24 protein-coding genes are annotated in these 23,394 nt (G+C 66.6%); 14 read left to right on the forward strand and 10 right to left on the reverse strand.

All coding sequences use genetic code 11. The annotated features are described in order from the left end of the window. The first annotated feature begins 74 nt into the window (after nt 1-74). Nucleotides 75-1,406 (forward strand): ATP-binding protein, encoded by a 1,332-nt coding sequence (locus LIX00_RS11880; protein WP_227353399.1) that lies wholly within the window; start codon nt 75-77, stop codon nt 1,404-1,406. A 3-nt stretch (nt 1,407-1,409) separates the two neighbouring features. After that, nucleotides 1,410-2,228: an MBL fold metallo-hydrolase gene (locus LIX00_RS11885; protein ID WP_227353400.1), complete on the forward strand. Its 819-nt coding sequence runs from the start codon at nt 1,410-1,412 to the stop codon at nt 2,226-2,228. A gap of 51 nt (nt 2,229-2,279) precedes the next feature. Here the strand turns inward: LIX00_RS11885 and LIX00_RS11890 are convergent, their stop codons facing one another. The 4 genes from LIX00_RS11890 to LIX00_RS11905 all read right to left on the reverse strand — a co-directional run bounded on the left by LIX00_RS11890 (nt 2,280) and on the right by LIX00_RS11905 (nt 6,412). Further along, the gene (locus LIX00_RS11890) at nt 2,280-3,671 is read right to left on the reverse strand and encodes an arylsulfotransferase family protein (protein WP_227353401.1); all 1,392 of its coding nucleotides are present in this window, start codon (nt 3,669-3,671) and stop codon (nt 2,280-2,282) included. A gap of 34 nt (nt 3,672-3,705) precedes the next feature. Beyond that, a complete protein-coding gene (locus tag LIX00_RS11895) occupies nt 3,706-4,665 on the reverse strand; it encodes a DUF5787 family protein (RefSeq protein ID WP_227353402.1) in 960 nt (319 codons plus the stop codon). Between the two features lie 394 nt (nt 4,666-5,059). Continuing rightward, nucleotides 5,060-5,314, reverse strand: a complete 255-nt coding sequence (locus tag LIX00_RS11900; RefSeq protein ID WP_227353403.1) for a hypothetical protein — start codon at nt 5,312-5,314, stop codon at nt 5,060-5,062. Nucleotides 5,315-5,488: 174 nt separating this feature from the next. Further along, nucleotides 5,489-6,412 (reverse strand): winged helix-turn-helix domain-containing protein, encoded by a 924-nt coding sequence (locus tag LIX00_RS11905; protein ID WP_227353404.1) that lies wholly within the window; start codon nt 6,410-6,412, stop codon nt 5,489-5,491. 149 nt (nt 6,413-6,561) lie between these two features. Here LIX00_RS11905 and LIX00_RS11910 point away from each other — a divergent pair, with 149 nt between their 5' ends. The 10 genes from LIX00_RS11910 (at nt 6,562) to LIX00_RS11955 (ending at nt 12,838) form a co-directional block, all read left to right on the forward strand. After that, complete coding sequence (locus LIX00_RS11910; RefSeq protein WP_227353405.1) at nt 6,562-7,794, forward strand: translation initiation factor IF-2 subunit gamma; 1,233 nt, start codon at nt 6,562-6,564, stop codon at nt 7,792-7,794. Further along, complete coding sequence (locus LIX00_RS11915; protein ID WP_227353406.1) at nt 7,794-8,171, forward strand: type II toxin-antitoxin system VapC family toxin; 378 nt, start codon at nt 7,794-7,796, stop codon at nt 8,169-8,171. The genes LIX00_RS11910 and LIX00_RS11915 overlap by 1 nt, the downstream gene beginning before the upstream one ends. A 1-nt stretch (nt 8,172) precedes the next feature. After that, nucleotides 8,173-8,745, forward strand: coding sequence for a DNA-directed RNA polymerase (locus LIX00_RS11920; RefSeq protein WP_227353407.1), 573 nt, complete (start codon nt 8,173-8,175; stop codon nt 8,743-8,745). A gap of 2 nt (nt 8,746-8,747) precedes the next feature. Continuing rightward, nucleotides 8,748-8,945 (forward strand): transcription elongation factor subunit Spt4, encoded by a 198-nt coding sequence (spt4, locus tag LIX00_RS11925; protein ID WP_227353408.1) that lies wholly within the window; start codon nt 8,748-8,750, stop codon nt 8,943-8,945. Nucleotides 8,946-8,949: 4 nt separating this feature from the next. Next, complete coding sequence (locus LIX00_RS11930) at nt 8,950-9,528, forward strand: GTP-dependent dephospho-CoA kinase family protein (protein WP_227353409.1); 579 nt, start codon at nt 8,950-8,952, stop codon at nt 9,526-9,528. A gap of 142 nt (nt 9,529-9,670) precedes the next feature. Then, nucleotides 9,671-9,994 carry a 30S ribosomal protein S24e gene (locus LIX00_RS11935; protein WP_227353410.1) on the forward strand — a complete coding sequence of 108 codons (324 nt, stop codon included), beginning with the start codon at nt 9,671-9,673 and terminating at the stop codon, nt 9,992-9,994. After that, entirely contained in the window at nt 9,994-10,128 is a 135-nt protein-coding gene (locus tag LIX00_RS11940; RefSeq protein ID WP_227353411.1) for a 30S ribosomal protein S27ae, read from the forward strand. Before LIX00_RS11935 ends, LIX00_RS11940 begins: the two co-directional genes overlap by 1 nt. Next, nucleotides 10,128-11,741 carry a bifunctional N(6)-L-threonylcarbamoyladenine synthase/serine/threonine protein kinase gene (locus LIX00_RS11945; protein WP_227353412.1) on the forward strand — a complete coding sequence of 538 codons (1,614 nt, stop codon included), beginning with the start codon at nt 10,128-10,130 and terminating at the stop codon, nt 11,739-11,741. Before LIX00_RS11940 ends, LIX00_RS11945 begins: the two co-directional genes overlap by 1 nt. 251 nt (nt 11,742-11,992) lie before the next feature. Then, nucleotides 11,993-12,262 carry a DUF5808 domain-containing protein gene (locus tag LIX00_RS11950; RefSeq protein ID WP_227353413.1) on the forward strand — a complete coding sequence of 90 codons (270 nt, stop codon included), beginning with the start codon at nt 11,993-11,995 and terminating at the stop codon, nt 12,260-12,262. A gap of 39 nt (nt 12,263-12,301) precedes the next feature. Continuing rightward, nucleotides 12,302-12,838 (forward strand): XTP/dITP diphosphatase, encoded by a 537-nt coding sequence (locus tag LIX00_RS11955; RefSeq protein WP_227353414.1) that lies wholly within the window; start codon nt 12,302-12,304, stop codon nt 12,836-12,838. A gap of 91 nt (nt 12,839-12,929) precedes the next feature. On the opposite strand, the gene LIX00_RS11960 is transcribed toward LIX00_RS11955, so the two are convergent. Then, on the reverse strand, nt 12,930-13,400 hold the full coding sequence (locus LIX00_RS11960; RefSeq protein WP_227353415.1) for a DUF7384 family protein: 471 nt from the start codon (nt 13,398-13,400) through the stop codon (nt 12,930-12,932). A gap of 226 nt (nt 13,401-13,626) precedes the next feature. Between LIX00_RS11960 and LIX00_RS11965 the strand changes: the two genes are divergently transcribed. Then, the gene (locus LIX00_RS11965) at nt 13,627-15,528 is read left to right on the forward strand and encodes a PGF-CTERM sorting domain-containing protein (RefSeq protein WP_227353416.1); all 1,902 of its coding nucleotides are present in this window, start codon (nt 13,627-13,629) and stop codon (nt 15,526-15,528) included. Nucleotides 15,529-15,588: 60 nt separating this feature from the next. Here the strand turns inward: LIX00_RS11965 and LIX00_RS11970 are convergent, their stop codons facing one another. The 4 genes from LIX00_RS11970 to LIX00_RS11985 form a co-directional block, all read right to left on the reverse strand. Continuing rightward, the gene (locus tag LIX00_RS11970; protein WP_227353417.1) at nt 15,589-16,410 is read right to left on the reverse strand and encodes a sugar phosphate isomerase/epimerase family protein; all 822 of its coding nucleotides are present in this window, start codon (nt 16,408-16,410) and stop codon (nt 15,589-15,591) included. Nucleotides 16,411-16,488: 78 nt separating this feature from the next. Further along, entirely contained in the window at nt 16,489-18,315 is a 1,827-nt protein-coding gene (locus LIX00_RS11975) for an LEA/WHy family protein (RefSeq protein ID WP_227353418.1), read from the reverse strand. A gap of 226 nt (nt 18,316-18,541) precedes the next feature. Next, nucleotides 18,542-19,408, reverse strand: coding sequence for a dihydrodipicolinate synthase family protein (locus LIX00_RS11980; RefSeq protein ID WP_368410749.1), 867 nt, complete (start codon nt 19,406-19,408; stop codon nt 18,542-18,544). Between the two features lie 303 nt (nt 19,409-19,711). Continuing rightward, nucleotides 19,712-20,731 carry a phosphoribosylaminoimidazolesuccinocarboxamide synthase gene (locus tag LIX00_RS11985; RefSeq protein WP_227353420.1) on the reverse strand — a complete coding sequence of 340 codons (1,020 nt, stop codon included), beginning with the start codon at nt 20,729-20,731 and terminating at the stop codon, nt 19,712-19,714. Between the two features lie 145 nt (nt 20,732-20,876). Here LIX00_RS11985 and cofH point away from each other — a divergent pair, with 145 nt between their 5' ends. Then, entirely contained in the window at nt 20,877-22,226 is a 1,350-nt protein-coding gene (gene cofH, locus LIX00_RS11990) for a 7,8-didemethyl-8-hydroxy-5-deazariboflavin synthase subunit CofH (RefSeq protein ID WP_227353421.1), read from the forward strand. 81 nt (nt 22,227-22,307) lie between these two features. Here cofH and cofG read toward each other — a convergent pair whose 3' ends face one another. After that, complete coding sequence (gene cofG / locus LIX00_RS11995) at nt 22,308-23,393, reverse strand: 7,8-didemethyl-8-hydroxy-5-deazariboflavin synthase subunit CofG (protein ID WP_227353422.1); 1,086 nt, start codon at nt 23,391-23,393, stop codon at nt 22,308-22,310. Between the last annotated feature and the right edge of the window lies 1 nt (nt 23,394).

Below are 23,394 nucleotides of genomic sequence, written 5' to 3' on the forward strand. Positions count from 1 at the left end.
AGCGTCGATACCCGGAATCTCCGTCGTCTTCCGTCCGACGGGCTTAAGATTCTCCCGCGTCAAGTCACGGAAGAATGAACAGCGGGGCGCTGGACGTAATCGAGTTCTTGCTCACCGCGGAGATCTACAGCGAGAACCGAGACTTGGACGAAAACGACCTGCCGCCGAAGATTCGGCAGGTGTTCTGGCACGACGGGACGATCGAGCGACCGCTCCGAACGTCGGTCGAGACCGCCCGCGAGGCGACCGGTCTCGACCAGCCGTGGGAGGCCGTCTCGGAGCTAATGTTCACCGAGCGGGACACGTTCTCGGGAAGCATCGAGTTGACCCAACGGGATATGGCGGAGGAGTGGTTCGCGGAGCGCGACGACGGTCGAATCGCCGAGAACCCGACGCTCGCGCACGCGCTCTCCGGCTACGACGGCGTGGACGTGGACTACGAAGCGGTGCGCGAGGCGAACCGTCCCGTGCAGTCAGACCGGGCGTGGATAGACAGCCTGCTCGAAGAGCACTTCGACGAGGAAGACGAGGACGAGGACGGCGAGAGCATGCTCGACCTCGTGGACATCCACGCGCCGGAGGAGGTCGAGTTGACCCTGGACGACCTCGTGCTCACCGAGGACCAGGAGGCCGAGATTCACAAGATCGTGAAGGCCATCGAGCACCGCGAGTACCTCGCGAACATCGGCCTGCGCGAAATCGGGAAACTGCTCTTCGTCGGGCCGCCCGGAACCGGAAAGACATCGACCGCGCGGGCGCTGGGCTACGACCTTGACCTCCCGTTCGTGGAGGTCAAACTGTCGATGATAACCAGCCAGTATCTCGGCGAGACGGCGAAGAACGTCGAGAAGGTGTTCGAGGTGGCGAAGCGACTCTCGCCCTGCATCCTCTTCATGGACGAGTTCGACTTCGTCGCCAAGACGCGCCGGAGCGACGAGCACGCCGCCATCAAGCGCGCCGTCAACACCCTGCTGAAATCCATCGACAACATCTCGCTCATCCAGGACGACGTGCTCCTCATCGGCGCGACGAACCACCCCGACCAACTCGACGCGGCGGCGTGGCGGCGCTTCGACGAGATTCTGAACTTCCCGAAGCCCGACGAGCAGATGCGGTCGGACATCCTCCGCGTCATCACGCGCCGGATGCGAATCTCCGACTTCGACCCCGACGAACTGGCGACGAAGACCGAGGGGCTGACCGGCAGCGACCTCCGACTCGTCCTCCGCGAGGCCGTGCTGGAGGCGCTGACCGAGAACCGGACCGAACTCCGACAGGAGGACCTGATCCACGCCATTCAAGACTTCGAGGAGCGCGACAACCTCAAAGACCTCGACATGATCGACGGCGACCACGACGCGCTGGTCGCGGGCGGAGATATAAGCGGTCACTCGCACGACCACTGAGCGATGGAAGTCACCCTCCTCGGCACCGGCGACACGACGGGAACGCCGACGCCCGGTTGCGACTGCGACACGTGCTCCGAAGCCCGCGATCGCGGCGTCGAGCGCTCGCGCTTTTCGGTGCACGTCCGCAACGAGGAGACGGGAGAGAGCCTCCTGATAGACGCCAGCCCGGATTTCCGCCACCAGTTTCTCGCGCGCGACGTACCCCTTCCGGACGAACTCCTCGTCACGCACGTCCACTTCGACCACCTCGACGGACTCGGAAACGCGTACCGGCTGTTCGATTCGCTGCCCGTCCACGCCGCGGACGAACGCGATCCCGAGACGGGCGAGAGCGTCGCGGAGACGGTGCGGTCGAAGTTCGACTACCTTGACCGAATCACGGTTCACGACCGAACGCCGCTGTCGGCGTTCTCGGCGTGCGGGTTCGACGTGACCCTCGTTCCGGTCGACCACCCGCCCCTGCTCTGTTACGGCGTAGTCGTGGAGGGGAACGGCGCGAAACTCGCGGTCACGGGCGACACGAGCTACGCGATTCCGGAGGCCTCCCGCGAGGCGCTGGCCGACGCCGACCTGCTGCTGGCGGACGCCATCGTTCCGGCCTCGCTCTGCGAGTACCACCCGGCCGGGGGACGGCACCGCGACGAGGACGGCGTGCCGCGCACGTTCGGCCACAAGCACGCGACGCGCGAGGGGGCGCTCTCGCTGGCGGACGAACTCGGAGCGGAGGAGACGCGACTCGTCCACGTCTCGCACTTCTACCCCGCGGACGAAGCGTTCGAAGAACCGCTGACGGTCGACGGCGAGCGGTATCTGCTGTAACGCCGACCCGTTCCGTCGCGTCGACGCTCCCGACCGATTCTCGCGCCGACGCTACCGCCGCCGGACGAACAGCGCGATGGCGACCAGAACGCCGACGGCACCGACCGCGAAGCCGAAGCCGGGAAGCGGAGCCTCGTGTTCGGTGACGGTGCCGGGGTTCGTCGGCCCGCCGAGGCTCCCGTCGTTGCGGTCGTCGTCGTCGTTCACGCCGGAACCGTTCGTCGCGGTCGTCGTCTCCGGTTTCTGCCCGTCCGCCCACCCGTCGATGGACTGGAGGTAGCTGTGGCACTTCTTCATGGTCTCGGCGTCGTACTTCTCGGTGTCCCCCTTCACGCGATAGCTCCCCGTGGCGTTCTGGTCGGCGATGGTCGGGCCGCTCGACCCGTCGCCGGTGCCGATGCGCTCCACGTCGTACACCAGCCACGGCGTGTAGAACTCCCAGACGACGTCGCCCGTCGGCGTCACTTCGAGGACGCGCTGGTGTTTGGTGTCGCCGATGAGCGTGTTCCCGTTCGGTAATCGGTCGGCGTCGCGGGGCCACCTGAGGTCGTCGCGCTTGCCGAGCGCCCAGGTCCGCTTCCAGTCGTCGCCGCGCTTTTCGTACTCGACGATGCGGCCGTTATCGGAGTCGGCGACGAGGAGCGTCGGGTTCCCGTCTTTGCTCTCCAGATAGTCCGGGTTGTGCTGTTTGTGGAGGACGTCGTGATTATCGTCGGAGCCGAGTCGCATCTCGATTTGGTTCGTGGAGCGGTTGACGACGATGGCCTGGTCGAAGTTGCGCGGCGAGGCGAGGTACCGCCCCTCGCCGATTTTGTCCACGTCGTTGACGTGCGTCCAGTCGTTCGAGTAGTTCTTCGCGGTGCTCTTCGGGTAGTGTTTGCGGAAGTACCAGCGCCAGACGACCTCGTCTTTCTTCAGGTCGTAGACGAAGATGCTGTCGTCGTTCCGTTGGGCCTTCTCGTTGTAGGCGCGCATGTTGGCGACGAGCAACTGCGTCCCGTTGTTGATGAGGTCGACGTCGTGCGTGTCGTGGATGGGGAGCGTCTCCTTCCAGACGTGCTCTTGCGTTCGGGGGTTGAACTCGTAGACGACCGTCCCCCCGTTCGCCGTCCCGGTGACGAAGAGGTTCCCGTTCGGCATGGGGTCGACGTCGTAGCCCCAGACCATGCCGTGTTTCGCGGTGTGGTGTACCCACTTCACGTTCCCTTTCGGTCCGATGGCGACGAGTTTCGCGGGTTCCTTGCCGCCGTCCTCGAGCCACGAGTAGCCCTGCACCGCGACCACGGTGGTTCCGTTCGCCGGGTTCGCGATGGTTCCGGCGCAGGGGTTCTCGCCGCGTCCCTGCCCGCCCGATTGGGCGGCGAGCGCCGGAGCGAGCAGGGAAAGACAGCACAGGAGTATCGCACTGACGGCGAACAACCGCCGTCGAGAGGGCGTCTGCATACCCCCCACTATCCTCGTCCTCGTTCTTGTATGTTTACGAATCTCTCCGAAATCTGTCGAGTCCCGCCTGCCGCCGCGCTCGTCCCGCGGGGTCCGCGACCCACGGCGTCCGCGAATCGCGCTCGGCGTCGAGGTCGATTTCGGCCGGGTCGGCCGGGTCGTGGCCCGGACAGTCCGCTCCGCAGCGCGCCGGGTTCACGACCCGGCCCTTCCACCGGCAGTACGGCAGACCGCCCTCCCGCGGCGCTATCTCGGCGCAGGCCGGGAACTCGTAGGTTCGCCACCCCTTGCCGTAGGCGCGCTCCGCCATCCGCCTGCGCCGCCGGGCCTTTTCGTCGGCGCTCACGACGCGAACGTCGGTTCGCCCGGCGTGCTCCTCGACGAGTTCGGTTCCCGCCTCGTCGCTTTCGAGGGGCGTCGGCTCCCTGACGACTTCGAGTTCTCCGGCGTCGAACCGCCAGACGCCGACCTCCTCGGGGATGCGGTTCAGGTGCGCGCGGGTGACGTAGCTCTCGGTCGCCAGCACGACCTCGTCCACGAGGGCGAGGCTCACGTCCTTGCGGAGTTGGGTTCGCAGGTCGCCGGGTTCGCCGAGGTCGGGTTTGTTCTCGATGCCGACGAGCCGCCCGAACCAGTCGGGGTAGCGCGCGACCTGCCGGACGTACTCCCGGCCGCCCCTGCGCTCGCGCTCGAAGAAGCCGATTTCGACCGCTCGGTCGACGACCTCGCGGGCGTACTCGGGCGACGTATCGAAGGCGCTCCGCCAGTAGCGCGCCCGCCCGACGCCCACCTCGCTCTCGATGGCGGCGGCGGGAATCCGCTCGCCGGTCAGTTTCGTTCGGGCGTCGAACGCCGGGCCGGGTTCGACGCAGAGCACGTCGATGATTCGATTGGAGGGCGCGCGGACGCCGCCGCCGATCTGCCGGGCGACGAGGCGGTCGGTCGTCGCTTCGAGGTGGGCGCACAACGCCAGTTCGAACGGGAACTCTCGCACGAGATTCCGGAGGCGGCGCTGCGGGAAAAATCTCGCGGGACGGCTCGGCGGTCACGTCGCCCGTCCGACGTCGCCGGGTCGGAATCTCCGCGGCCATCGGAGAGAGCAGGAACGCCGCCCGCGTGAGTCCGATAACGTCCGTTTCGTACCCGCGACGGTCGGTGAGGTGCAGGATTCCGACTAGGAGGTAGAATCCGTACGAGTACGAGAGACAGTAGGCGTAGTACCGCCGGACGACTCCCCGCGAATCCGCCATCGAGCGATAGCTCTCGTCCCGACGGAGAGCGTTTCCTGAAATCCGAATTTGTATCGGTTACTACCGTTGTCGGTCCGAACGTCGCGCACCGTCCGACGCGAAACCGCCCGCGGAAGAAAACGGGTTTCGACGACCCCGTCAGTCGTCGGCGGGAATCGGCTCTTCTTCCTCGTCAGCCTCGGGTTCCGCCCGGCGCTCGCCCGCTTCGCGCAGGGTCGTCGGCTCCGGCGCGGGTCGTTCGTCCTCGAATAACGACGCGAATCGCGCTCTCGTCCGCGCCACGAGGCCGTCTCGTCGGCGGGTTCGTCCGCGCTCGTCTTCCGACTCGCGCTCAGTTTCGGCGGTCGGTTCTCGTTCCTCGGTACGGTAGTAGCTATCTCTCGGATGGCACATCGTCACACCCCGCCGGACGTTGCGTTCGAAGTTCGATAGTCATTCGCGTCGGGTCCGACCGAGCGGTCGAGAAAGAAGGGTTCTTCGCGGTCGCAACGCGCCGAGAACGGCGCTCGGCACTCGGACCGCGCTTCTGCGCGGTGCGCTACCGAAGCCCGCCTCGTAACTTCCCCGTCACGCCGCGCTCTTCGCGTCGGTCGCCGCCGACCGAGTTCGCTCGGTTTCGACGACGTTCAGTTCGTCGTCCAGGGTGACGCGCAGTTCCTCGTCGTCCAGCGGAATCGCGACGCGGACGCGCCACGGGTCGTCCGAGAGGATCGTCGTGTGCTCGTCGCTCACGCACCACGAGAGCGACCAGTAGGGTTTCGTGCAGAGGTCGATGCCGTGGTCGCTGTAGAAGGTGACGACCGCCGACTGGTCGAGCAGTTTGAGACCGACGGCCGAGTGGAGTCGGTGGCGACACTGCTCGCAGCGGTGGTCGACGCGAACGTCGAGTCCCAATCGGTCGTCGTCGTCGCGGACGATGGTCGTCGCCATCTTCCCGTTGCACTCGTGACAGACGCCGTCGGCGGCGAGACAGTGGAGGTGGCGAACCCGCTGGTTGAACGCGTCCATTATCTCGCAGTCCGTCCGGTCTTTCAGGCCGCCCGGCGGGAAGGGGTATCGGCCGTGGGTCTTCCCGCAGTCGGGGCAGTTCACCGCCAGCATCTCGTCCTCGTAGGTGGCGCGCAGGTTCTCGCCGCAGTCGGCGCACGTCTCGTTCAAGTCGATGGGGTCGAGCCGGGGGTGTTCGTTGAACGACCCGGCCAGAATCGCGCTGACGACCTTCTTTCCGGCCTGTCGGAAGTCGTAGCCCGCGTCGGTGTGGACGACGAAGTGGTCGGTCAACTGCTGGAGGTGGTAGTTGAACTGGGCGCTGTCGCGCATTCCGACCTCCTTGCGCAGTTCCGAGAAACTGACGGGGCGCTCGGGCGCTTGCCAGAGCGCCTCCAGAATCGAGAGACGGGTCTCGTTGGCGATGACCGAGAACGCCTCCGCCGGGGCGATGCAGTCCTCGCACTTCTGGAGACCGCCCTCACCGCTCGTATCACTGCTCATATCGAGAGATAACGGGGGCGGGGAATAAAACGTTACGTGAATTACATTTTTGTACCGTAACTGTCACGAACGTCCCCTCGCAGGAGAACAGTAGGTTTATCAGTCGTTCGGGCCGAATCTACGACAACATTACTATCAGGAGGTCAACGTTGACAGGAACACACAACCAACCGGAGGTGAACATCGGACTCGTCGGCCACGTCGATCACGGAAAGACGACGCTCGTGCAGGCCCTTTCCGGCGAGTGGACCGACCAGCACTCCGAGGAGATGAAACGCGGTATCTCCATTCGACTCGGCTACGCCGACGCAACGTTCCGGCGGTGTCCGGGCGTCGACGCGCCGGAGTGTTACACGGTCGAAGAGACGTGCCCCGACGGCACCGAGAGCGAACCCATCCGCACCGTCTCGTTCGTGGACGCGCCGGGCCACGAGACGCTGATGGCGACGATGCTCTCGGGCGCCGCGCTGATGGACGGCGCGGTGCTCGTCGTCTCGGCCACGGAGAACGTTCCGCAGGCCCAGACGGAAGAGCACCTGATGGCGCTCGACATCATCGGCATCGAGAACATCGTCATCGCGCAGAACAAGATCGACCTCGTCGACCGGGACCGCGCCGAGCGAAACCACGAGCAGATTCGGGAGTTCGTGTCGGGAACGGTCGCGGAGGACGCCCCCATCGTCCCCATCAGCGCCCAACAGGAGGTCAACATCGACCTGCTGATGCAGGCCATCGAGGAGGAGATTCCGACGCCGGAGCGCGACCCGGGCGACGAACCGCAGATGTACGTCGCCCGCAGTTTCGACATCAACCGCCCCGGCACGACGTGGGACAGCCTCGTGGGCGGCGTCCTCGGCGGCAGTCTCGTGCAGGGTAAACTCACGGAGGGCGACGAAATCGAACTCCGACCCGGCCGGGAAGTCGAAGAGGGCGGCCAGACCCAGTGGGAACCCATCGAGACCGACGTGCGCTCGCTGCAGGCGGGCGGCGAGATGGTGGACGAGGTGACGCCGGGCGGTCTGCTCGGCGTCGGCACGGGTCTCGACCCGAGCTACACCAAGGGCGACGCGCTGGCCGGACAGGTCGCGGGGACGCCCGGAACGCTCCCGCCGACGTGGCGGAAGTTCACGATGAAAATCGATCTGCTCGACCGCCTCGTCGGGCTGGACGACCAGGACATCGACGAGATAAGCACGGGCGAACCGCTCATGCTGACCGTCGGCACCGCGACGACCGTCGGCTCGGTGACCAGCGCCCGCGCCGACGAGTGCGAGGTCGCGCTCAAACGCCCCGTCTGCGCGCCGGAAGGCGCGAAGATAGCCATCAACCGCCGCATCGGCGCGCGGTGGCGACTCATCGGTATCGGGACGCTCACGGGCTGATGGTTCCCACGGTCGCCGCGGACACGAGCGCGCTCATGATGCCGGTCGAAAACGGCGTCAGGCTGTTCGACGAACTCGACCGACTCCTCGGTCGGTACGAGTGCGTCGTTCCGCGCGCGGTCGCCGCCGAACTCGACGGGCTGTCGCGGGGCGGCGGCGAAGAAGCGACCGCCGCGAGCGTGGGACGGGACCTGGCGACCCGGTGTCGAACCGTCGACCACGAGGAATCGTACGCCGACGACGCGCTGGTCGAACTCGGAGACGAGGTCGACTTCGTCGTCACGAACGACGCGCCTCTTCGGAACCGCCTGCTCGACGCCGGCGTTCCGGTAATCCATATAAGGGGCCAGAACAAACTCACAATCACTCAACCATAGCATGTACAAACGGGCCAGACTGAAAGATACGGTCGAGGTGCCACCCCAGTTCCTGGCGGACGTAACGCCGGAACTGGTGAAGCGGCTACTACAGGATAAACTGGAAGGCAGGATGGACGAGGACGTCGGGAGCGTCGTCAGCGTCACCGAAGTCCACGACATCGGCGAGGGCGCGGTGCTCCCCAATCGTCCCGGCGTCTACTACGAGGCGGAGTTCGACGCGCTCACCTTCGACCCCCAGATGCAGGAGGTCGTGGACGGGGAGGTCGTGGAAGTCGTCAACTTCGGAGCGTTCGTCGGCATCGGGCCGGTCGACGGTCTCCTTCACGTCTCGCAGATATCGGACGAGTACCTCGCGTTCGACGAGGAAGGACAACAGCTCGCCTCCCGCGAGTCGAACAGCACGCTCGGCGTCGGCGACTCGGTGCGGGCGCGCATCGTCACGAAGAGCATCGACGAGCGCAACCCCCGCGAGAGCAAGATCGGTCTCACGGCCAAGCAGGTCGGACTGGGCAAGCACGGCTGGCTGAAGGCGGAGCGCGAACGGCGGCAAGCGACCACCGAGAGTGAGTGACCATGGCCGGTAATCGACTCGCCTGCCGCGACTGTCACGCCGTCCTCGAAGCGGACGAAGAGATATGCCCGGTGTGTAACTCGACCAGCCTCACGGAAGACTGGAGCGGCTACGTCATCATCGCGCACCCCGAGAAGAGCGAAATCGCCCAGGAGATGGAAGTCACCGAGCCGGGTAGTTACGCGCTGAAGGTTCGATAGGGCGATGAGCGAGGGACCCGGTTCCTCGGACGACGTCGTCGTTTCGCTCCCTCCCGCGCTCCGGAGCGAGCTGAAGGTGCCGCTCGGGACGATATTCACCGACGCGGAGGCGCTCCTCGATTCGGCGGGTCGTCCGCTCGTCGCCGTCGGCGACGTCGTCACGTTCCACCTCGAATCGGCGGGCGTCACGCCGGACGTGGCGCTCGTGGACGGCTTGACCAAGCGCGACGCGGTCGCCCCCGAAATCCGCGACGCCGTCAGCGACGACGCCCGGCGCGTGTCGGTGACGAACCCGGCCGGAACGCTCACCGCGGACCTCCTCTTCGCGCTCGCCGAGTCGATTCGCGCGGACGAAGCGACGGTGCTCGTCGTCGACGGCGAGGAGGACCTCGCGGCGCTTCCGGCGGTGCTCGCCGCGCCGGAGGGTGCGAGCGTCGTCTACGGCCAGCCCGACGAGGGGATGGTTCTCGTGCGAGTGACGCCGGACGTGCAGGCGCGGGTCGCCGACCTACTGGCGCGGATGGACGGGGAGGCGGAGCGACTCTTCTCGCTCGTCGACTATCGCGACCGCACCGGAGAGTAGTCGGAATCTTTCGACCGCGTTTCTGTCGATTAGTAGCGGTGAACGCGTCCTCCGGCCTCGGCGCGCTCACCCGGCGGAATCGTGCACTTCGAAATCCTTTTACACGCTACGGGGAGAAAAGGAGTATAACTGAGTGTTACACATGGAAGTCGAAATCCTCTCACAGGAGCAAAATCCGATGCTCCACAGGACCGAAGTGCGGTTCCAGATCGTTCACGACGAGGCGACGCCCTCGCGGCTCTCGGTGCGGGACAGCCTCGCCGCGAAGCTCGACAAGAACGCGGACGAAGTCGTCGTTCACGAGATGAGCACGAAGTTCGGGATGCGAAAGACCGTCGGCTACGCGAAGGTCTACGACAGCCCCGAACACGCCCGCGACGTAGAGCAGAAGTACATGCTCGAACGCAACAAGATAACCGCCGACTCCGACGCGGACACCGACGCGGAAGCCGAGGAGGCCGAATAATGGCGCTCTACGAACTCTACGGCGACGACGGCACGACCGACCGCGAGCAGTGTCCGCGGTGTGGCGACTCGTTCCTCGCGGACCACGGCGACCGCCTCCACTGCGGCAAGTGTAGCTACACCGAGTGGCAGTAATGCGAATCCTCGGCGTCGAGGGTACCGCGTGGGCGGCCAGCGCGTCCGTCTACGACGCGAACACCGGTTCCGTTTTTATCGAAACCGAAGCCTACCGACCGGAGAGCGGCGGCATCCACCCGCGAGAAGCGGCCGAACACATGAGCGACGCGATTCCCCGCGTCGTCGAGACGGCGCTGGCGGAAGCGGACGGCGACGTCGACGCCGACGAACGAAGCTCATCGAACCGGGCGTCGCCCGTCGACGCGGTCGCCTTCTCGCGCGGGCCGGGACTCGGACCGTGCCTCCGAATCGTCGGCACCGCGGCGCGCGCGCTGGCGCAGACGCTGGACGTGCCGCTGGTCGGCGTGAACCACATGGTCGCGCACCTCGAAATCGGCCGCCAGCGGTCGGGGTTCGACTCGCCGGTCTGCCTGAACGCGAGCGGCGCGAACGCCCACGTGCTGGGGTACCGAAACGGGCGGTATCGCGTGCTCGGCGAGACGATGGACACGGGCGTCGGAAACGCCATCGACAAGTTCACCCGCCACGTCGGGTGGTCGCATCCTGGCGGGCCGAAGGTCGAGGAAGCCGCGACGGACGGCGAGTACGTCGACCTCCCCTACGTCGTGAAGGGGATGGATTTTTCCTTCTCGGGCATCATGAGCGCGGCGAAGCAGGCGTACGACGAGGGGGAGGCCATCGAGGACGTCTGCTTTTCGTTGCAGGAGAACATCTTCGCCATGCTCACCGAAGTCGCGGAGCGCGCCCTCTCGCTCACGGGGCGGGACGAACTCGTCCTCGGCGGCGGCGTCGGGCAGAACGCCCGCCTCCGCGAGATGTTGGAAGCGATGTGCGACCAACGCGGAGCGGACTTTTTCGCCCCCGAACCGCGATTTCTGCGGGACAACGCCGGGATGATAGCCGTCCTCGGCGCGGAGATGCTGGCGGCGGGCGACACGATACCCGTCGAAGCGTCCGCGGTGAATCCGAACTTTCGGCCCGACCAGGCCGAGGTCGGATGGCGGGACGACCGCGAGGAGGTGTTTCGAAACGTCGGCGAGCGCGAGATCCGCGGCGCGGAAGCGACCGTCACCGTCGGTTCGGAGCGCGTTACCAAGCGCCGCCTCCCGAAATCGTACCGCCATCCCGCGCTGGACGCTCGCCTGCGCCGTGAGCGGACGACCCTCGAAGCGCGCCTGACGAGCGACGCCCGACGCGCGGGGGTTCCGACGCCGGTCGTGTACGACGTCGACCTCGCGGAGGGCGTCATCGAGTTCGAGCGCGTGGGCGACGCCGACCTCCGCGAGGAGTTGACCGCGCCCCGCGTGCGCGACGTGGGACGCCACCTCGGCGCGATGCACCGGGCCGGTATCGTCCACGGCGACCCGACGACGAGGAACGTGCGGTGTTCGTCGGAGCGAACGTACTTCATCGACTTCGGACTCGGCTACTACTCCGACGACGCGGAGGACTACGCGATGGACTTGCACGTTTTCTCCCAGAGCCTCGCCGGCACCTCGGACGAGGCCGAGGGGCTTCGCCGGGAGTTCGAGGCGGCCTACTCGGCGTCCGGCGACGAGGAGGTGTTGGCGCAACTGCGCGAGATAGAGGGTCGCGGCCGATATCAGTGACGCCATCGGGGTTCGAGGTTTCCGAAACGGGTTGGTCGTCGTTCGAGCGAGTCCACGCTCTCACCGTGGCGGGAGGGATTTCGACGAGATACCCCGGGAACTGACGTCGTTCTGCCAAATCAACCCGCGAACGGCGAGGACGCGACCGCGCTCGGACGCGCGTAATCGCTCGCCCTTCGGCCCTTCTTCCCCGCTCGCCCCTCGACTCGAACGCCCCAAACGCTATAACCAGAGCGAACAATGTCTATCACATGTCCGACAAAGAGACCACCGGTTCCCTCTTCGGCGTCCCGTACAACTTCGAGCGACCCAGCATCGGACGGATGCTGTCGGCCTACTGGAAGCCCGGCGAAGGGATGCTGGTCGAAAAACCGTTCGGCGTCGGCTACACCATCAATCTCGCCAACTGGCGGTCGTGGATAGTCCTCGCCGTCGCGGGCGTCCTGCTCTGGCACGAGCGCAAGGGCTCCGACGTGGAGGAGATGGAGGACGAACCCGTGGAAGTCATCGTGGACGACTGATTCGACGCCTCTTTTTCCCCGCGCCGCGCCGTTTCGGACGTGATTCGATTCGTCACCGGTAACGAGGGGAAAGTCCGCGAAGCGCGCGAGTACCTGGACGACGAGGTTCGCCAGGTCGAGTACGACTACACCGAGATACAGAGCGACGACCTCGCCGAAATCGCCCTCCACGGCGCGCGCGAGGCGTTCGAGGAGACGGGCGGCGAGGACCCCGTGGTCGTGGACGACGCGGGCCTGTTCGTCGACGCCGTGGGCGGTTTCCCCGGTCCCTACTCCGCCTACGTCGAGGACACCCTCGGCGTCGAGCGCGTCTGGCGAATCGCGGAGCGGGAGGAGAACCGCCGAGCGCACTTCCGCTGCGTCGTCGCCTACCACGACGGCGAGCGGAGCGAGACGTTCTCCGGCGCGGTTCCGGGCCGCCTCGTCGCCCCGCGCGGCGAGGGCGGGTTCGGCTACGACCCCATCTTCGAACACGAGGGCAAGACGCTGGCCGAGATGAGCACCGAGGAGAAGAACGCCATCTCCCACCGCGGGCGGGCGCTGGCGAAGTTCGCGGACTGGTTGGCCGAGCGGTAACGTCGGAGGGTCGAGGACCGGTCGGCGGGTCGGTTTTCCGACGTCGAAACGGCGGACGAGCCAGCGGGTCGAACGGTCGAACTCGTGAAACCTACTCCCTCGCGTCCCCGTCCGGACCCGGGTACTCCCCGCTGACGACTTCCTCGTACAGGCTTTCCGCGTCGAACAGCCGCGCGAACCCGTCCGGACGCTTGACGCTCACCGAGATTCGACCCTGCAGCGCGGTTCCGGTCTCCGCCGTTCGAAGCGAGTCGTCGTAGGAGAGGACGTGCGCCGCGTTCCCGGCGTGGGCGCTGGCGAGGGCGGGGTGGTCGCCGGGCGACTGCTCGACTCGAACCCGCAGTTCGTCGATTTTCTCGCGCCAATCGCGCGCCAGTTCGTCGTCCGCCAGTTCGCGGACGACCCACTCCGCGTCGGCGAGCAGCTCGTCGCTGGCGACGAGTTCGATCCACGAGTGTTCGCGGGCGACGTCCAGCGCCTCGCGCGCGTCGCCGCCGACCAGCAAATCCGCGGCCAGCACGTCCGCGTCCGCGACGATACGGGCGGGATTCGGGTCACTCACGGCGTCGCTCCGTCAACGTATCGCGGATCGTCTCGATGTCGGTGTCGAACTCCTCCGCGCGGTCGAACAGTTCGCGCCACGTCATGTGCTGATGTGCGTACCGGAGGGTGAAAAACGCTCGTGGCCGCCGATTCGGTGTGGTATCTGATAGCTCGAATCGGACTTCAGTGTGGCAATTACTCATCGTATCCCAATCGTTTTAACACATAAGCAATACGGTAATTTCATGGATGGGAAACCAACGACACAGACACTCTTCGCGGTCGCGCAGGCGCTGCTGTTGCTCGTCGCGCCCGTCGCGGCCGCCGCCCCGGCGACCGCGCCGCAGTCCGCCAGCCAGTCCTCCCTCCCCGACGACGTCGAGCCGGCGGACGCCATCTACGTGATGGAGAACGGCGACGCGGTGCTCGCGTACAACGGGAGCGGAACCGGCGGCACGACGGCTACCTACGGTGCGAACGTCACCGCCGGTCTCGTTCACATGCTCGTCACCGACGATGTGGAATCGAACGCGACCGCCGCGGCGTCGCTCGTGATGACGCCCGACGGGTTCGCCGGAAACGGATCGATCACCGCCGAGCGACCGCCGTCGCTGAAGCGACTCTCGCTGGACGCGACCGGCGAGCAGAACGCGAAGACGGCGAAAGCCGACCTGACGCTCGACGCGGCATTCGACAGCCGGTCGGCCGGCACGTCGGCGTTCGAAGCCGCGAGCACGAACGGTCACGTGACGATAACCCCCGACTCCCTCAGCACGAAGGGCGAGGCCGTCGTCACGGCGACGTCGTCGATGGGTTCGGAGAGCGAGCTCCGCTACGACCTCCGAGAGACGGAGGACGGCTACGTCCTGAAAGGGTCGCGGAGCGGTACCGTCTCGTTCTACATGAGCGACTACTGGAGCACGCGCGAGGCGGCCAAGTCGTACCTGCGAACCCAGTACGCGGGCATCGCCGAGCGGTACGGCGGCTCCGCGACGGTCACCATCAGCCGGTACGATTACCAGGAGAGAGACGGTCGACCGACCCTCGACATCGAGTACACGGTCGAGTACACCGGCCTCGAGGCCGCCATCACCCGGTCGCTCGTGGCCGGCCTCAAGGGTTCGCAGGACGTCTCGCTCTCCGACGAGGAGATCGACGCCCTCGCGGAGGACGTGAAGGCGCTGAAGGTCGACCACGTGACCTTCGAGATGACCCAGCGGTCGAACGAGATGCGAGTCAACTGGGACGCGAAGATCGAGAACTACGACGAAGCGGCGTCCGCCGCCATCACCGTCGCTCGGAGCATGAACGGTGAGGCGAGCGTCGACCGGCAGAGCGTCGAGCAGATGAAGACCGCGTTCGAAGCCCAGCAGGCCGCGAACCTGAAACAGACCGTCGAGTGGTCCGGCGAGATGACGCGACCCTCGTCCGGGACGACCGCCGCGACCGCCGAAATTCACTACCGGACGAAGAACTGGGACGCCTACGTCGCCGAGATGGAACGACGCGGCGTCGAGCTGGGCAGTTCCTCCTTCGAGTTCCACGCGAAATCGAACGGCGGGGACGTGACCGCGGAAGCGTCCGTCGAACTGAAACAGAAGGAACTGCTCTCGAAGATGACCGACGCGGTGGTCTCGTCGCTCGATCCCGAGACGGACGCCGAGGCGCTGAAGGTCCTGCGCGCGTTCGAACGAAGCGAATTCCGGACCGCCCGCGTGGACGTGAACGTGGACCAAGGGACGGTCACCGTCGAAGGCGGCGCGAAGTTCGACAACCTCTCCGCGCTCAGCACCGCCCTCGGCGACTCCTACGGCGGCCTGAACGTCGCCAGCGTCGCGGGACGGTCGAACGACGGAAAGACGACGACCTACGTCCGCGTCGAAGGTCTGGTCGGCGAAGACGCGACCGAAGAGGACGTGCGCGCGCTGGCCGTCGCCGACTCCGAGACGACGATACACCTTCCCGGCGAGTGGGACCGGGAGTTCCCCTCGATGGAGACGGGGAACGTCTCGGAGTACCTCGGCGTCGAACAGGAGAACGCGACCGGAACGAACTCCGATAGCAAGTCCGGCGGACAGCCCGGCTTCGGCGTCGCCGCCGCGCTCGTCGCCCTCGCGGGCGTCGCGATGCTCGTCCGCCGCGACTGAACTGAACACCGCTTTTCACGCCGTCTCTACCGTCGTCGCAGGGTCAGCTCTCCGAGTGAATCAACCGGTACCGATCAGTGCTTCGACGCGACGCTTCCCGAGGGCGATGGTATCGTAGTCTTCGGTTCCGATTTCGAGCGTCGCCGTCCCCGACCAACCGGCGTCGGCTAAGCCCGAAAACACCGTGTCGAAGTCGATGCGACCCATCCCGACCGGCAGATGCTCGTCGCTATCGTTGCGGGTGTCGACCAGATGGAGATGACCGATTCGGTCGGCGTGTTCGCGGCAGAAGTCGGCCATCTCGGCCTCCGGCATTCCGGCGAGTAGCGCGTGACTGGTGTCGAACGTCATCGACGCACCGGGGTACCGTTCCAGCAGCTCCGGAAACGTAGTCGCGTCGTAGTAGCTGGAGACGACGTTTTCGAGGCACGGTTCCAAGCCGCGTTCGTGGGCTGCGGGGAGCAAGTCGTCGAGTCCGCTGTGGACGAACTCGCGGCACTCGTCGGCGGTCCAGCCGAGATCCCACGCGTCGGATGACGGGTGAAAGACGACCTTTTCCGCGCCCACGGCGGCGGCGAGATCCATACCGGCGGTGAACTCCGCGACGACACCTTCGCGAACGGGCGCGAACGGTGACCCCGGATCGACGGCGAACGGGAGGTGAACGACGATGTCGACGCCGGCGGCGGTGAGCGTCCTCCGCATCGACTCGCATCGATCGGCGATTCGTTCCCGAGCGTACGAGCCGTCGAGCAGGACCTCGACGAATTCGAACCCCTCGTTCTCGGCCCACTCGATCGCGTCGTCGAACGCCATACCGAGACCGACGGTGAAACCGAGATCGAGGTCGACGTCGTACCCTGAGTTGGACTCGCTCGTCATCGGAATCGTATCTCGAGGGTTCGACGAATATGAGTTTTGGTCGCGTCGGACCACGGACTTCGAAAAATCGACGATCGCTTACGCCGTCTCGTTACCGAGAACGTCCGTCGTCACCGTCTTCTCGTAGTTCAGCGCGTCGAGTTCGACCCGCTCGCTGTGGCCGCGGTACTCGACCACGACGTAGTAGGAGACCGCGAGCGTGCTCTCCTCGCCGCGGCGCAGGTGGGTCTTCCACCACGCGCCGAGTTTCGAGTTGTCGAGCGGGACGGTGTCCCGAATCGTCGTCTCGCTGTACGGGGCGATTTCGACGGACTTCGGCTTCGACTCGTCGGACAGGACGACGTCGTTCATCGTCACGCGGTAGCCGATTTCGGTGATGCGAACCGACCCGCCCCGGTCGTTCCGAATCGTCGCGGACGACCGTATCGGCGTCTCGGCCATCGTCGCGCGGCCCCACTCGGCCCGCGTGTTCGAGACGCTCCCGATGCGCTCGCCGGCGACCGAGAGCGGCATCGTCGAATTCGGGTCGACGGGGCCGAGCATGTCCGTCGCCACCGTGCCGCGCTCCGCCGCGCCGCCCACGGGGAGGCGCGCGAATCCGGCGTCGACCGTCACGTCGCGCTCGACCACGCGGGCGGTCCGTTCGCCGTTGTTGACGTGGCTCACCCACCAGCGCTGGATTTCGCGGTCGGTGATTTCACCCGAGAGTTCGAGTTCGGTGCGACCCGGGCCGATCTCCCGAGTCGTCGCGCCTTCGACCAGCGGTTGGTCGTTCATCAGCACCCGGTAGCGCGCGTCGACCGAGAGGTGCTCGGCGAACACCGACCCGGGTTCGTTCGGGTTCGTCACGACGGCGCGCGTTCGAATTCCGGTGTTGCCCGTCTCGGGGACGACCCACTCGCTCTCGACCGATCGGAGCTGCGGCGGGCGGAACGACGCCCCGGAGTCAAGCGGCACCGTCTTCGTGGTCGTCCGACCGCCGCCGAGCACGTCGGTCGTGAAGACGGCCCGCTCGCTCAGGAACGGGAGGGCGACCCTCTCGGTCTTCCCGTCCTCGCGCACGAGTGCGTAGAACTCCACGTCCATCGTCGTCTTCTCGCCGTTCTTCACGTGACTCACCCACCAGGCCGGGAGTTTTCCGTTGTCGAACGTCGAATCGATTCCGAACGAGGTCGTCTCGCCCGGCCCGATCCGCACCTCGCCGTCGGTCGTCCCCTCGGCGACGGTCACGTCGTTCATGGTGACGCTGTAGCCGAGTTGCGAGAAGACGACCTCGCCGCTGGTCGGATTCTCGACCGTGGCGGTGACGGTGAGCGGCGTCTCGGCTTCCGTCGCTTCGCCCCACGCCGCCTCGGTCTTCGTCACGCGGAGCACCGTCCGGTTCCCGGCGGTCATCGTCCGGGTCTCGTCGCTCTCGAAGGCGGCGAGGATATCGGTGGAGAAGGTGCGGGTCTGGGCCGGCAGGTCCCGCGAGAACGGCGGCAGGCTGACGGTCGGCTTGACGCTGACGGTCGTCCGCTCGCCGTTGTTGATGTGGCTCGCCCACCACGCCGGAATCTTTCGGTTGTCCATCTCGGTGGAGACGGCTATCGTCGACCGCCCGGCGGGGAGTCCGACGTTCTCGCTCGCCCCCTCGGCGACGGTCACGTCGTTCATCCCGATTTCGTACCGCACGTCGATCACGCCCGGAACGCCGACCGGATTCGGATTGTTCAGGGCGATTTCCGTTCCTATCTCCGTCGTCTCGGCGTTCACGGTTCCCCAGTCGGTCCGGACGCTCTCGACGGTCGGTTGGCCGACCGTCACGAGGCCCGACGTGAGCGCCACGCCGACTCCGCCCGCTGTCACGAGACAGAGCGACAGCGCCGCGACGACGAACTTGCCGAACAAGCTCCGCGCCGCCATCTACGCTCCCCTCGCTGACGTATCGTCGAACGTACCGTTCATCGAAGTGTCGATTCGACTCGAACTCCAAGTACCTTTACCTGTAATTGTCCACCGTACGAGTCGAGATTCGGTTAAAAGTGACTATAGGTTTACAACAATCGATCCGTCGTCGACCGACGAACAGTTCGGATTCGAGCCACGTCCTCGCCGAGCGGGGACGACCCGGCGTCGCCTCGGTTCGGGTTCAGGGCTCCGCGGCGCGCACCAGTTCGGCCAGTTCGGCGCGAACGTCGTCGCTCACCGGTCGGTGCGGCCTACGAGGCTTCCCCGCCGGCGCGCCGCGCTCCCGCATAGCCGCCTTCGCGCCGGGGACGCCGTACCGCGTCGTGATGGCGCGGTTCAACTCGACGAGGCGGGCGTTCACCTCCCGGGCCTGTTCGTCGTGCCCGCCGCGATGGAGTCGGTGTATCTCGTCGGTTCGCTCCGGCGCGACGTTCGCCAGCGCGAGGACGCCCCCGTCGGCACCCGCGTCGAGTCCGGGGGCGTAGATGCTCCCGCTCCCGACGAGGAGGTCGAAATCGGCGTCCTCGGTCCGGGCGCGTTCGCGTTGGAGGCGCGTCAGATTCCCGCTGGAGTCCTTCATCCCCGCGACGTTCTCGTGGTCGGCGAGGTCGCCGACGAGTTCGGGCGAGAGCGCGACGCGGGTGTACGCCGGGACGCTGTAGAGGTAGATCGGAATCGGACTCTCGTCGGCGACGGCGCGGTAGTGGTCGGCCAGCGCCTCCTCGTCGTGACCGAAGTAGAAGGGCGTCACGACGAGCGCGGCGTCGGCTCCCGCCTCCGCCGCGAGGTCGGTCTGGCGCAGCGTCTCGCGGAGGCCGGGATGGCCGGTTCCGGCGAGGACGGGAACGTCGGCCTCCTCCGCGACGACCTCGACCACCCGGGCGCGCTCCTCCACGCTCATCAGTTCCGCCTCGCCGTTCGACCCGCAGGGGACGAGGAAGTCCACGCCGCGCGATTCGACCCAGCGGACGAGTTCGCGGAGGTCGTCCTCTCGAAGGTCGCCGTCGCCGTCGAACGGTGTCACCAGTGGCACGCCGGTTCCGTGCATGTGCAACCGCTCTCGCGCCGCGACCATGAATCCGACGGCAGTCACACGGCTGTCTGACGCGGTTTTAAGTCCTCGCCGTCCCCAGTCGTGGATGGGCGCGCACGACACCTCTCTCCCATCCTCCCACTCCGCGCGCCCGGCACACCACCCACACCCTCCCCTCCCCGCTTCCCGCTCCTCCACACCGTTCAGCCCCGTTACGACGAGCCGCCGGCGTCGGATTCGACGGACCGCCGTTCGCTCGCGTTCGAACGGGACCGCGTCACCGTTTCGGCGAGAAAACCGGACCGCGAGACCGACGTTCTAAATATCCTTGATGGCCATAACGGCGTCTTCCAGCGCGGGAGCGTCGAAGAACTCCTGGTCGACGTAGGCGTTCGTCCCGGCGCAGTAGAGGCCGCGGGCCGCCGCGAGCACCTCGTCCGGGAGGGGTTCCGGTTCGGCCTCGCAGAGCGACTTCCACTCGGCGACGTCCCGCGCCTTCGCCTCGCGCTTGGCGTCCCGAACCGCGTCGACCCACGCGGACTGCTCGCGCTTGTGGTACTGGCGCAGGAACTCCTTGCTCACCTGCTGGCCGTGGAACGTGAATCGGTTCTCGTCGAAGGTGCCGACCACGTCGGCGACGCGGACCTCGCCGTCGTAGTAGAGGCACTCTATCTTCCCGTCCTCGTGGGTCAGGTCCGTCTCGGAGGCCCGTCGGGTGACGAGGTCGTTCACCTCGCGGGCGACGCGCTCCAGTTCGTCCACGCTCGCTTTCCCCGCGATTTCGTCGGCTTCCGCCCGCGAGAGGTAGCGGTCGCCCTCCTCGAACTTCGTCGAAAACTCCACCACGGGGTCTTCCAGTTGCACCGCCCCGTCGGGCCACTCGGGAAAGTCGAGTCCGTGGTCGGCGGGGGAGGAACGCCGCCGGAGGCTCGACCCGACCGGAACGCTGTTCCGGAAGACGATTTCGAGCGGAATCAGGTAATTGTCGTCCGCGCCGCTGTGAAAGAGGTCGTAGTCGTAGTTTCGGCCCTCGCGCGGGAGGTTCGGCACCTGCGTGAGGTCGATGGCCATCTCGGTCGGGGGACTGGTCGCGTTCGACAGGGGGACGACGTCCCCGTCGGAGACGACCCCTCGGTAGTGCGTCGGGATTCCTTCCTCCTCCAGCAGCTCGAAGTTGAACGCCCCCATGGTGCAGAGGCTCGCGCCCTTGTCAGGAATTCGGTCGGGCATCTTGCCCCAGTCGAACACCGAGTAGTCGTCGGTGAAGAGGAACGACCCCCGTCCGAGCGAGTCCGGGGTCGGTTCGCGGTCGACCCGGAACTCCTTCACACTCGTCATGGTGCGAAATCTACCGCGCCCGGACTAAGAGGTTTCCCATCTCCGTGCCGAACCGACCTCTCGGCGCGGCGAAGCTGTGCACGCCCGTGCGAATCGCCTGCCGCGACCAACCGCTTTTTGAGGGTCGAACCGGTTGATGCGAGTGATGAACACCGCGCGCGCCGAGAGCAACGTTCCCCGGGGGAAGTTCGGTTTCGAGCACGTTCCCGAAACCGACCAGTCGTTCGAGAACGCGCTCGAAAAGGCGCGAAACGGCGACCGATTGACGGTCGCCGACGGCGTCGAACTGCTGACGACCGGCACCGACCGCCCCGGAATCGACCTCGTCCGGAAAGAGCGCGTGCTGGAGGCCGCGGACCGTCGGCGCGAGGAGACGGTCGGCGACCGCGTCACGTTCGTCGCCAACCTGAACAACAACGTCACGACCGCGTGCAACACCGGCTGTCTGTTCTGCAACTTCAAAAACACGGCGCAGAACTTCGAGAAGGGCGGGGGCGACCACGGCGGATTCACGAAGACGCCGGAGGAATCGCGCGAAATCGTCGCCGACGCCCGCGAACGAGGCATCTACGAGGTCACCTCGGTGAGCGGTCTCCACCCCGCCCTCGCGCTGGACGACGAACACCGCGAGATTCTCGAATCGAGCGAGCGCGGCGACCTGAACTACAAATCTCCGGAGGCTTACGAAAAGGACCCGGCGACCTACGCCGACCAGCTCCGCGCCATGAGCCTCCCCGGCGTCCACGTCCACTCGATGACGCCCGAGGAGGCCTACCACGCCCGCCGCGGCACGGAGTGGAGCTACGAGGAGGTGTTCCGCCGGCTGAAGGCCGCGGGGCTGGACAGCGTGCCGGGTACCGCCGCGGAGATTCTGGTGGACGAGGTTCGCGGCGTCATCTGCCCCGGAAAGATCGGCGCGGACGAGTGGGTCGAAGCGATAGAGGCCGCGGCGACCGTCGGTCTCGACACCACCGCGACCATCATGTACGGCCACGTCGAGAACGAGATGCACCGCGTGATGCACCTCGAACGGGTCCGCGACGTGCAAGACCGGACGGGCGCGATAACCGAGTTCGTCCCGCTCTCGTTCGTCCACAGGAACACGCCGCTCTACGAGCGCGGCATGGTCGACGGGGGCGCGACGACGCACGAGGACGAACTGCTGATCGCCGTCTCCCGGCTCTTTCTGGACAACGTCGAGAACGTCCAGTCCTCGTGGGTGAAGTACGGCGACGAGCAGGGGCTGAAGATGCTCTCCTGCGGCGCGAACGACTTCATGGGAACCATCCTCTCCGAGGAGATCACGAAGCGCGCCGGCGGCGAGTTCGGCGAGTTCCGCTCGTTCGCGGAGTACGTCGATATGGTGAGCGCCGTCGGTCGACGGCCCGCGGAGCGGTCGACCGACTACCGCCAGATAGTCGACATCGACCCCGACGACCCGCCGTTCGGGCCGACGCTCGGCCCGTGCGCGGACGGGACGCCGCTCGTCCCGTGAGCAATCTCGAAACGGGCACCCTCGTCCCTCGGTTCGGCACTCCGTTCGAGAGGCGACCCCGCGCGACCCCGCTTCGCGGGCTCAAACGTCGGCGAGTAGGTCGCGGAATCGTCGACCCCCGCCGTCCGCGTCGATGGCGGTTCGGATGGAATCGGACAGCCACTCGCCCCCCACGAATCGGTCGTACACCGGGAGTCGCTCGCGCAGCGGAACGCCCGCTCCCTCGGCGATGTCCTCCAGTTCGCGCAGCGCGGGCCACGCGTAGTCCGGATTGATGTAGTCGTCCGTCACGGGCGAGACGCCGCCGAGGTCGTCCACGCCGCAGTCCAACAGGTCGCGCGTCGGCGAGAGGTTCGGCGGGACTTGCACCGACACTTCGTCGGGGAGCGCCGCCCGCGCCATCGCCACGGCCCGGCGCATCGTCTCGACGGAGGGTCGCTCGAACCGCGACCGCTCGTTCGGGACGACGTTCTGGACGATGACCTCCTGCACGTGGCCGTATCGCTCGTGCAGCGCGCGGATGGCGAGCAGGCTCTCGGCCCTGTCGCGCCAGTCCTCGCCGATGCCGACGAGGATGCCGGTGGTGAACGGGACGCCCAACTCGCCCGCGGTTCGAATCGTGGCGAGTCGCTGCCCCGGATTCTTCCGCCGCGGGCCGGCGTGGGCCGACACGTCCGCCGTGGTCTCCAGCATGACGCCCATGCTGGCGTTCACGTCGGCGACGAGTTCCATCTGCTCTCTTGTCTGGTCGCCCGGATTCGAGTGCGGGAGCAAGCCCTCGTCCAGCGCCAGTTCGCACACCTCGCGGAGGTAGGAGTGAATGGAGTCGTGTCCCCACTCGGCCAACTGGTCGTTGACGCGCGTGTAACGGTCGTCCGGGTCGTCGCCGAAGGTGAACAGCGCCTCGGTACAGCCGGCGTCCGCGCCCGTCCGGAGTATCTCCCCGACCTCCTCGGTCGAGAGCAGGGAGGCCTCGCCCGGTGGGTCGAAGTAGGTGCAGTAGGTGCAGGTGTACCGACAGGCCGTCGTGAGGGGGACGAAGACGTTCCTCGCGTAGGTGAGCGCGTCGGCGGCGGACACGTCCTCGGGGGTGACGGAGAGGAGGCGGTCGATTTCGGACGCTTCGATGGCGATGTCGATGTCGTACTCGTCGGCCCCCGGAATCATT

The organism is Haladaptatus salinisoli (assembly GCF_020614375.1).
Taxonomy (GTDB): Archaea; Halobacteriota; Halobacteria; order Halobacteriales; family Haladaptataceae; genus Haladaptatus; species Haladaptatus salinisoli.

Coding starts and splice junctions, on each gene's coding strand:
- LIX00_RS11975 (WP_227353418.1), bottom strand. CDS start 18,315: ATGGCGGCGCGGAGCTTGTTCGGCAAGTTCGTCGTCGCGGCGCTGTCG.
- LIX00_RS11885 (WP_227353400.1), top strand. CDS start 1,410: ATGGAAGTCACCCTCCTCGGCACCGGCGACACGACGGGAACGCCGACG.
- LIX00_RS11915 (WP_227353406.1), top strand. CDS start 7,794: ATGGTTCCCACGGTCGCCGCGGACACGAGCGCGCTCATGATGCCGGTC.
- LIX00_RS11970 (WP_227353417.1), bottom strand. CDS start 16,410: ATGACGAGCGAGTCCAACTCAGGGTACGACGTCGACCTCGATCTCGGT.
- LIX00_RS11940 (WP_227353411.1), top strand. CDS start 9,994: ATGGCGCTCTACGAACTCTACGGCGACGACGGCACGACCGACCGCGAG.
- LIX00_RS11985 (WP_227353420.1), bottom strand. CDS start 20,731: ATGACGAGTGTGAAGGAGTTCCGGGTCGACCGCGAACCGACCCCGGAC.
- LIX00_RS11965 (WP_227353416.1), top strand. CDS start 13,627: ATGGATGGGAAACCAACGACACAGACACTCTTCGCGGTCGCGCAGGCG.
- LIX00_RS11880 (WP_227353399.1), top strand. CDS start 75: ATGAACAGCGGGGCGCTGGACGTAATCGAGTTCTTGCTCACCGCGGAG.
- LIX00_RS11905 (WP_227353404.1), bottom strand. CDS start 6,412: ATGAGCAGTGATACGAGCGGTGAGGGCGGTCTCCAGAAGTGCGAGGAC.
- cofG (WP_227353422.1), bottom strand. CDS start 23,393: ATGATTCCGGGGGCCGACGAGTACGACATCGACATCGCCATCGAAGCG.
- LIX00_RS11945 (WP_227353412.1), top strand. CDS start 10,128: ATGCGAATCCTCGGCGTCGAGGGTACCGCGTGGGCGGCCAGCGCGTCC.
- spt4 (WP_227353408.1), top strand. CDS start 8,748: ATGGCCGGTAATCGACTCGCCTGCCGCGACTGTCACGCCGTCCTCGAA.
- LIX00_RS11900 (WP_227353403.1), bottom strand. CDS start 5,314: ATGTGCCATCCGAGAGATAGCTACTACCGTACCGAGGAACGAGAACCG.
- LIX00_RS11935 (WP_227353410.1), top strand. CDS start 9,671: ATGGAAGTCGAAATCCTCTCACAGGAGCAAAATCCGATGCTCCACAGG.
- LIX00_RS11930 (WP_227353409.1), top strand. CDS start 8,950: ATGAGCGAGGGACCCGGTTCCTCGGACGACGTCGTCGTTTCGCTCCCT.
- LIX00_RS11980 (WP_368410749.1), bottom strand. CDS start 19,408: ATGCACGGAACCGGCGTGCCACTGGTGACACCGTTCGACGGCGACGGC.
- cofH (WP_227353421.1), top strand. CDS start 20,877: ATGAACACCGCGCGCGCCGAGAGCAACGTTCCCCGGGGGAAGTTCGGT.
- LIX00_RS11890 (WP_227353401.1), bottom strand. CDS start 3,671: ATGCAGACGCCCTCTCGACGGCGGTTGTTCGCCGTCAGTGCGATACTC.
- LIX00_RS11920 (WP_227353407.1), top strand. CDS start 8,173: ATGTACAAACGGGCCAGACTGAAAGATACGGTCGAGGTGCCACCCCAG.
- LIX00_RS11950 (WP_227353413.1), top strand. CDS start 11,993: ATGTCCGACAAAGAGACCACCGGTTCCCTCTTCGGCGTCCCGTACAAC.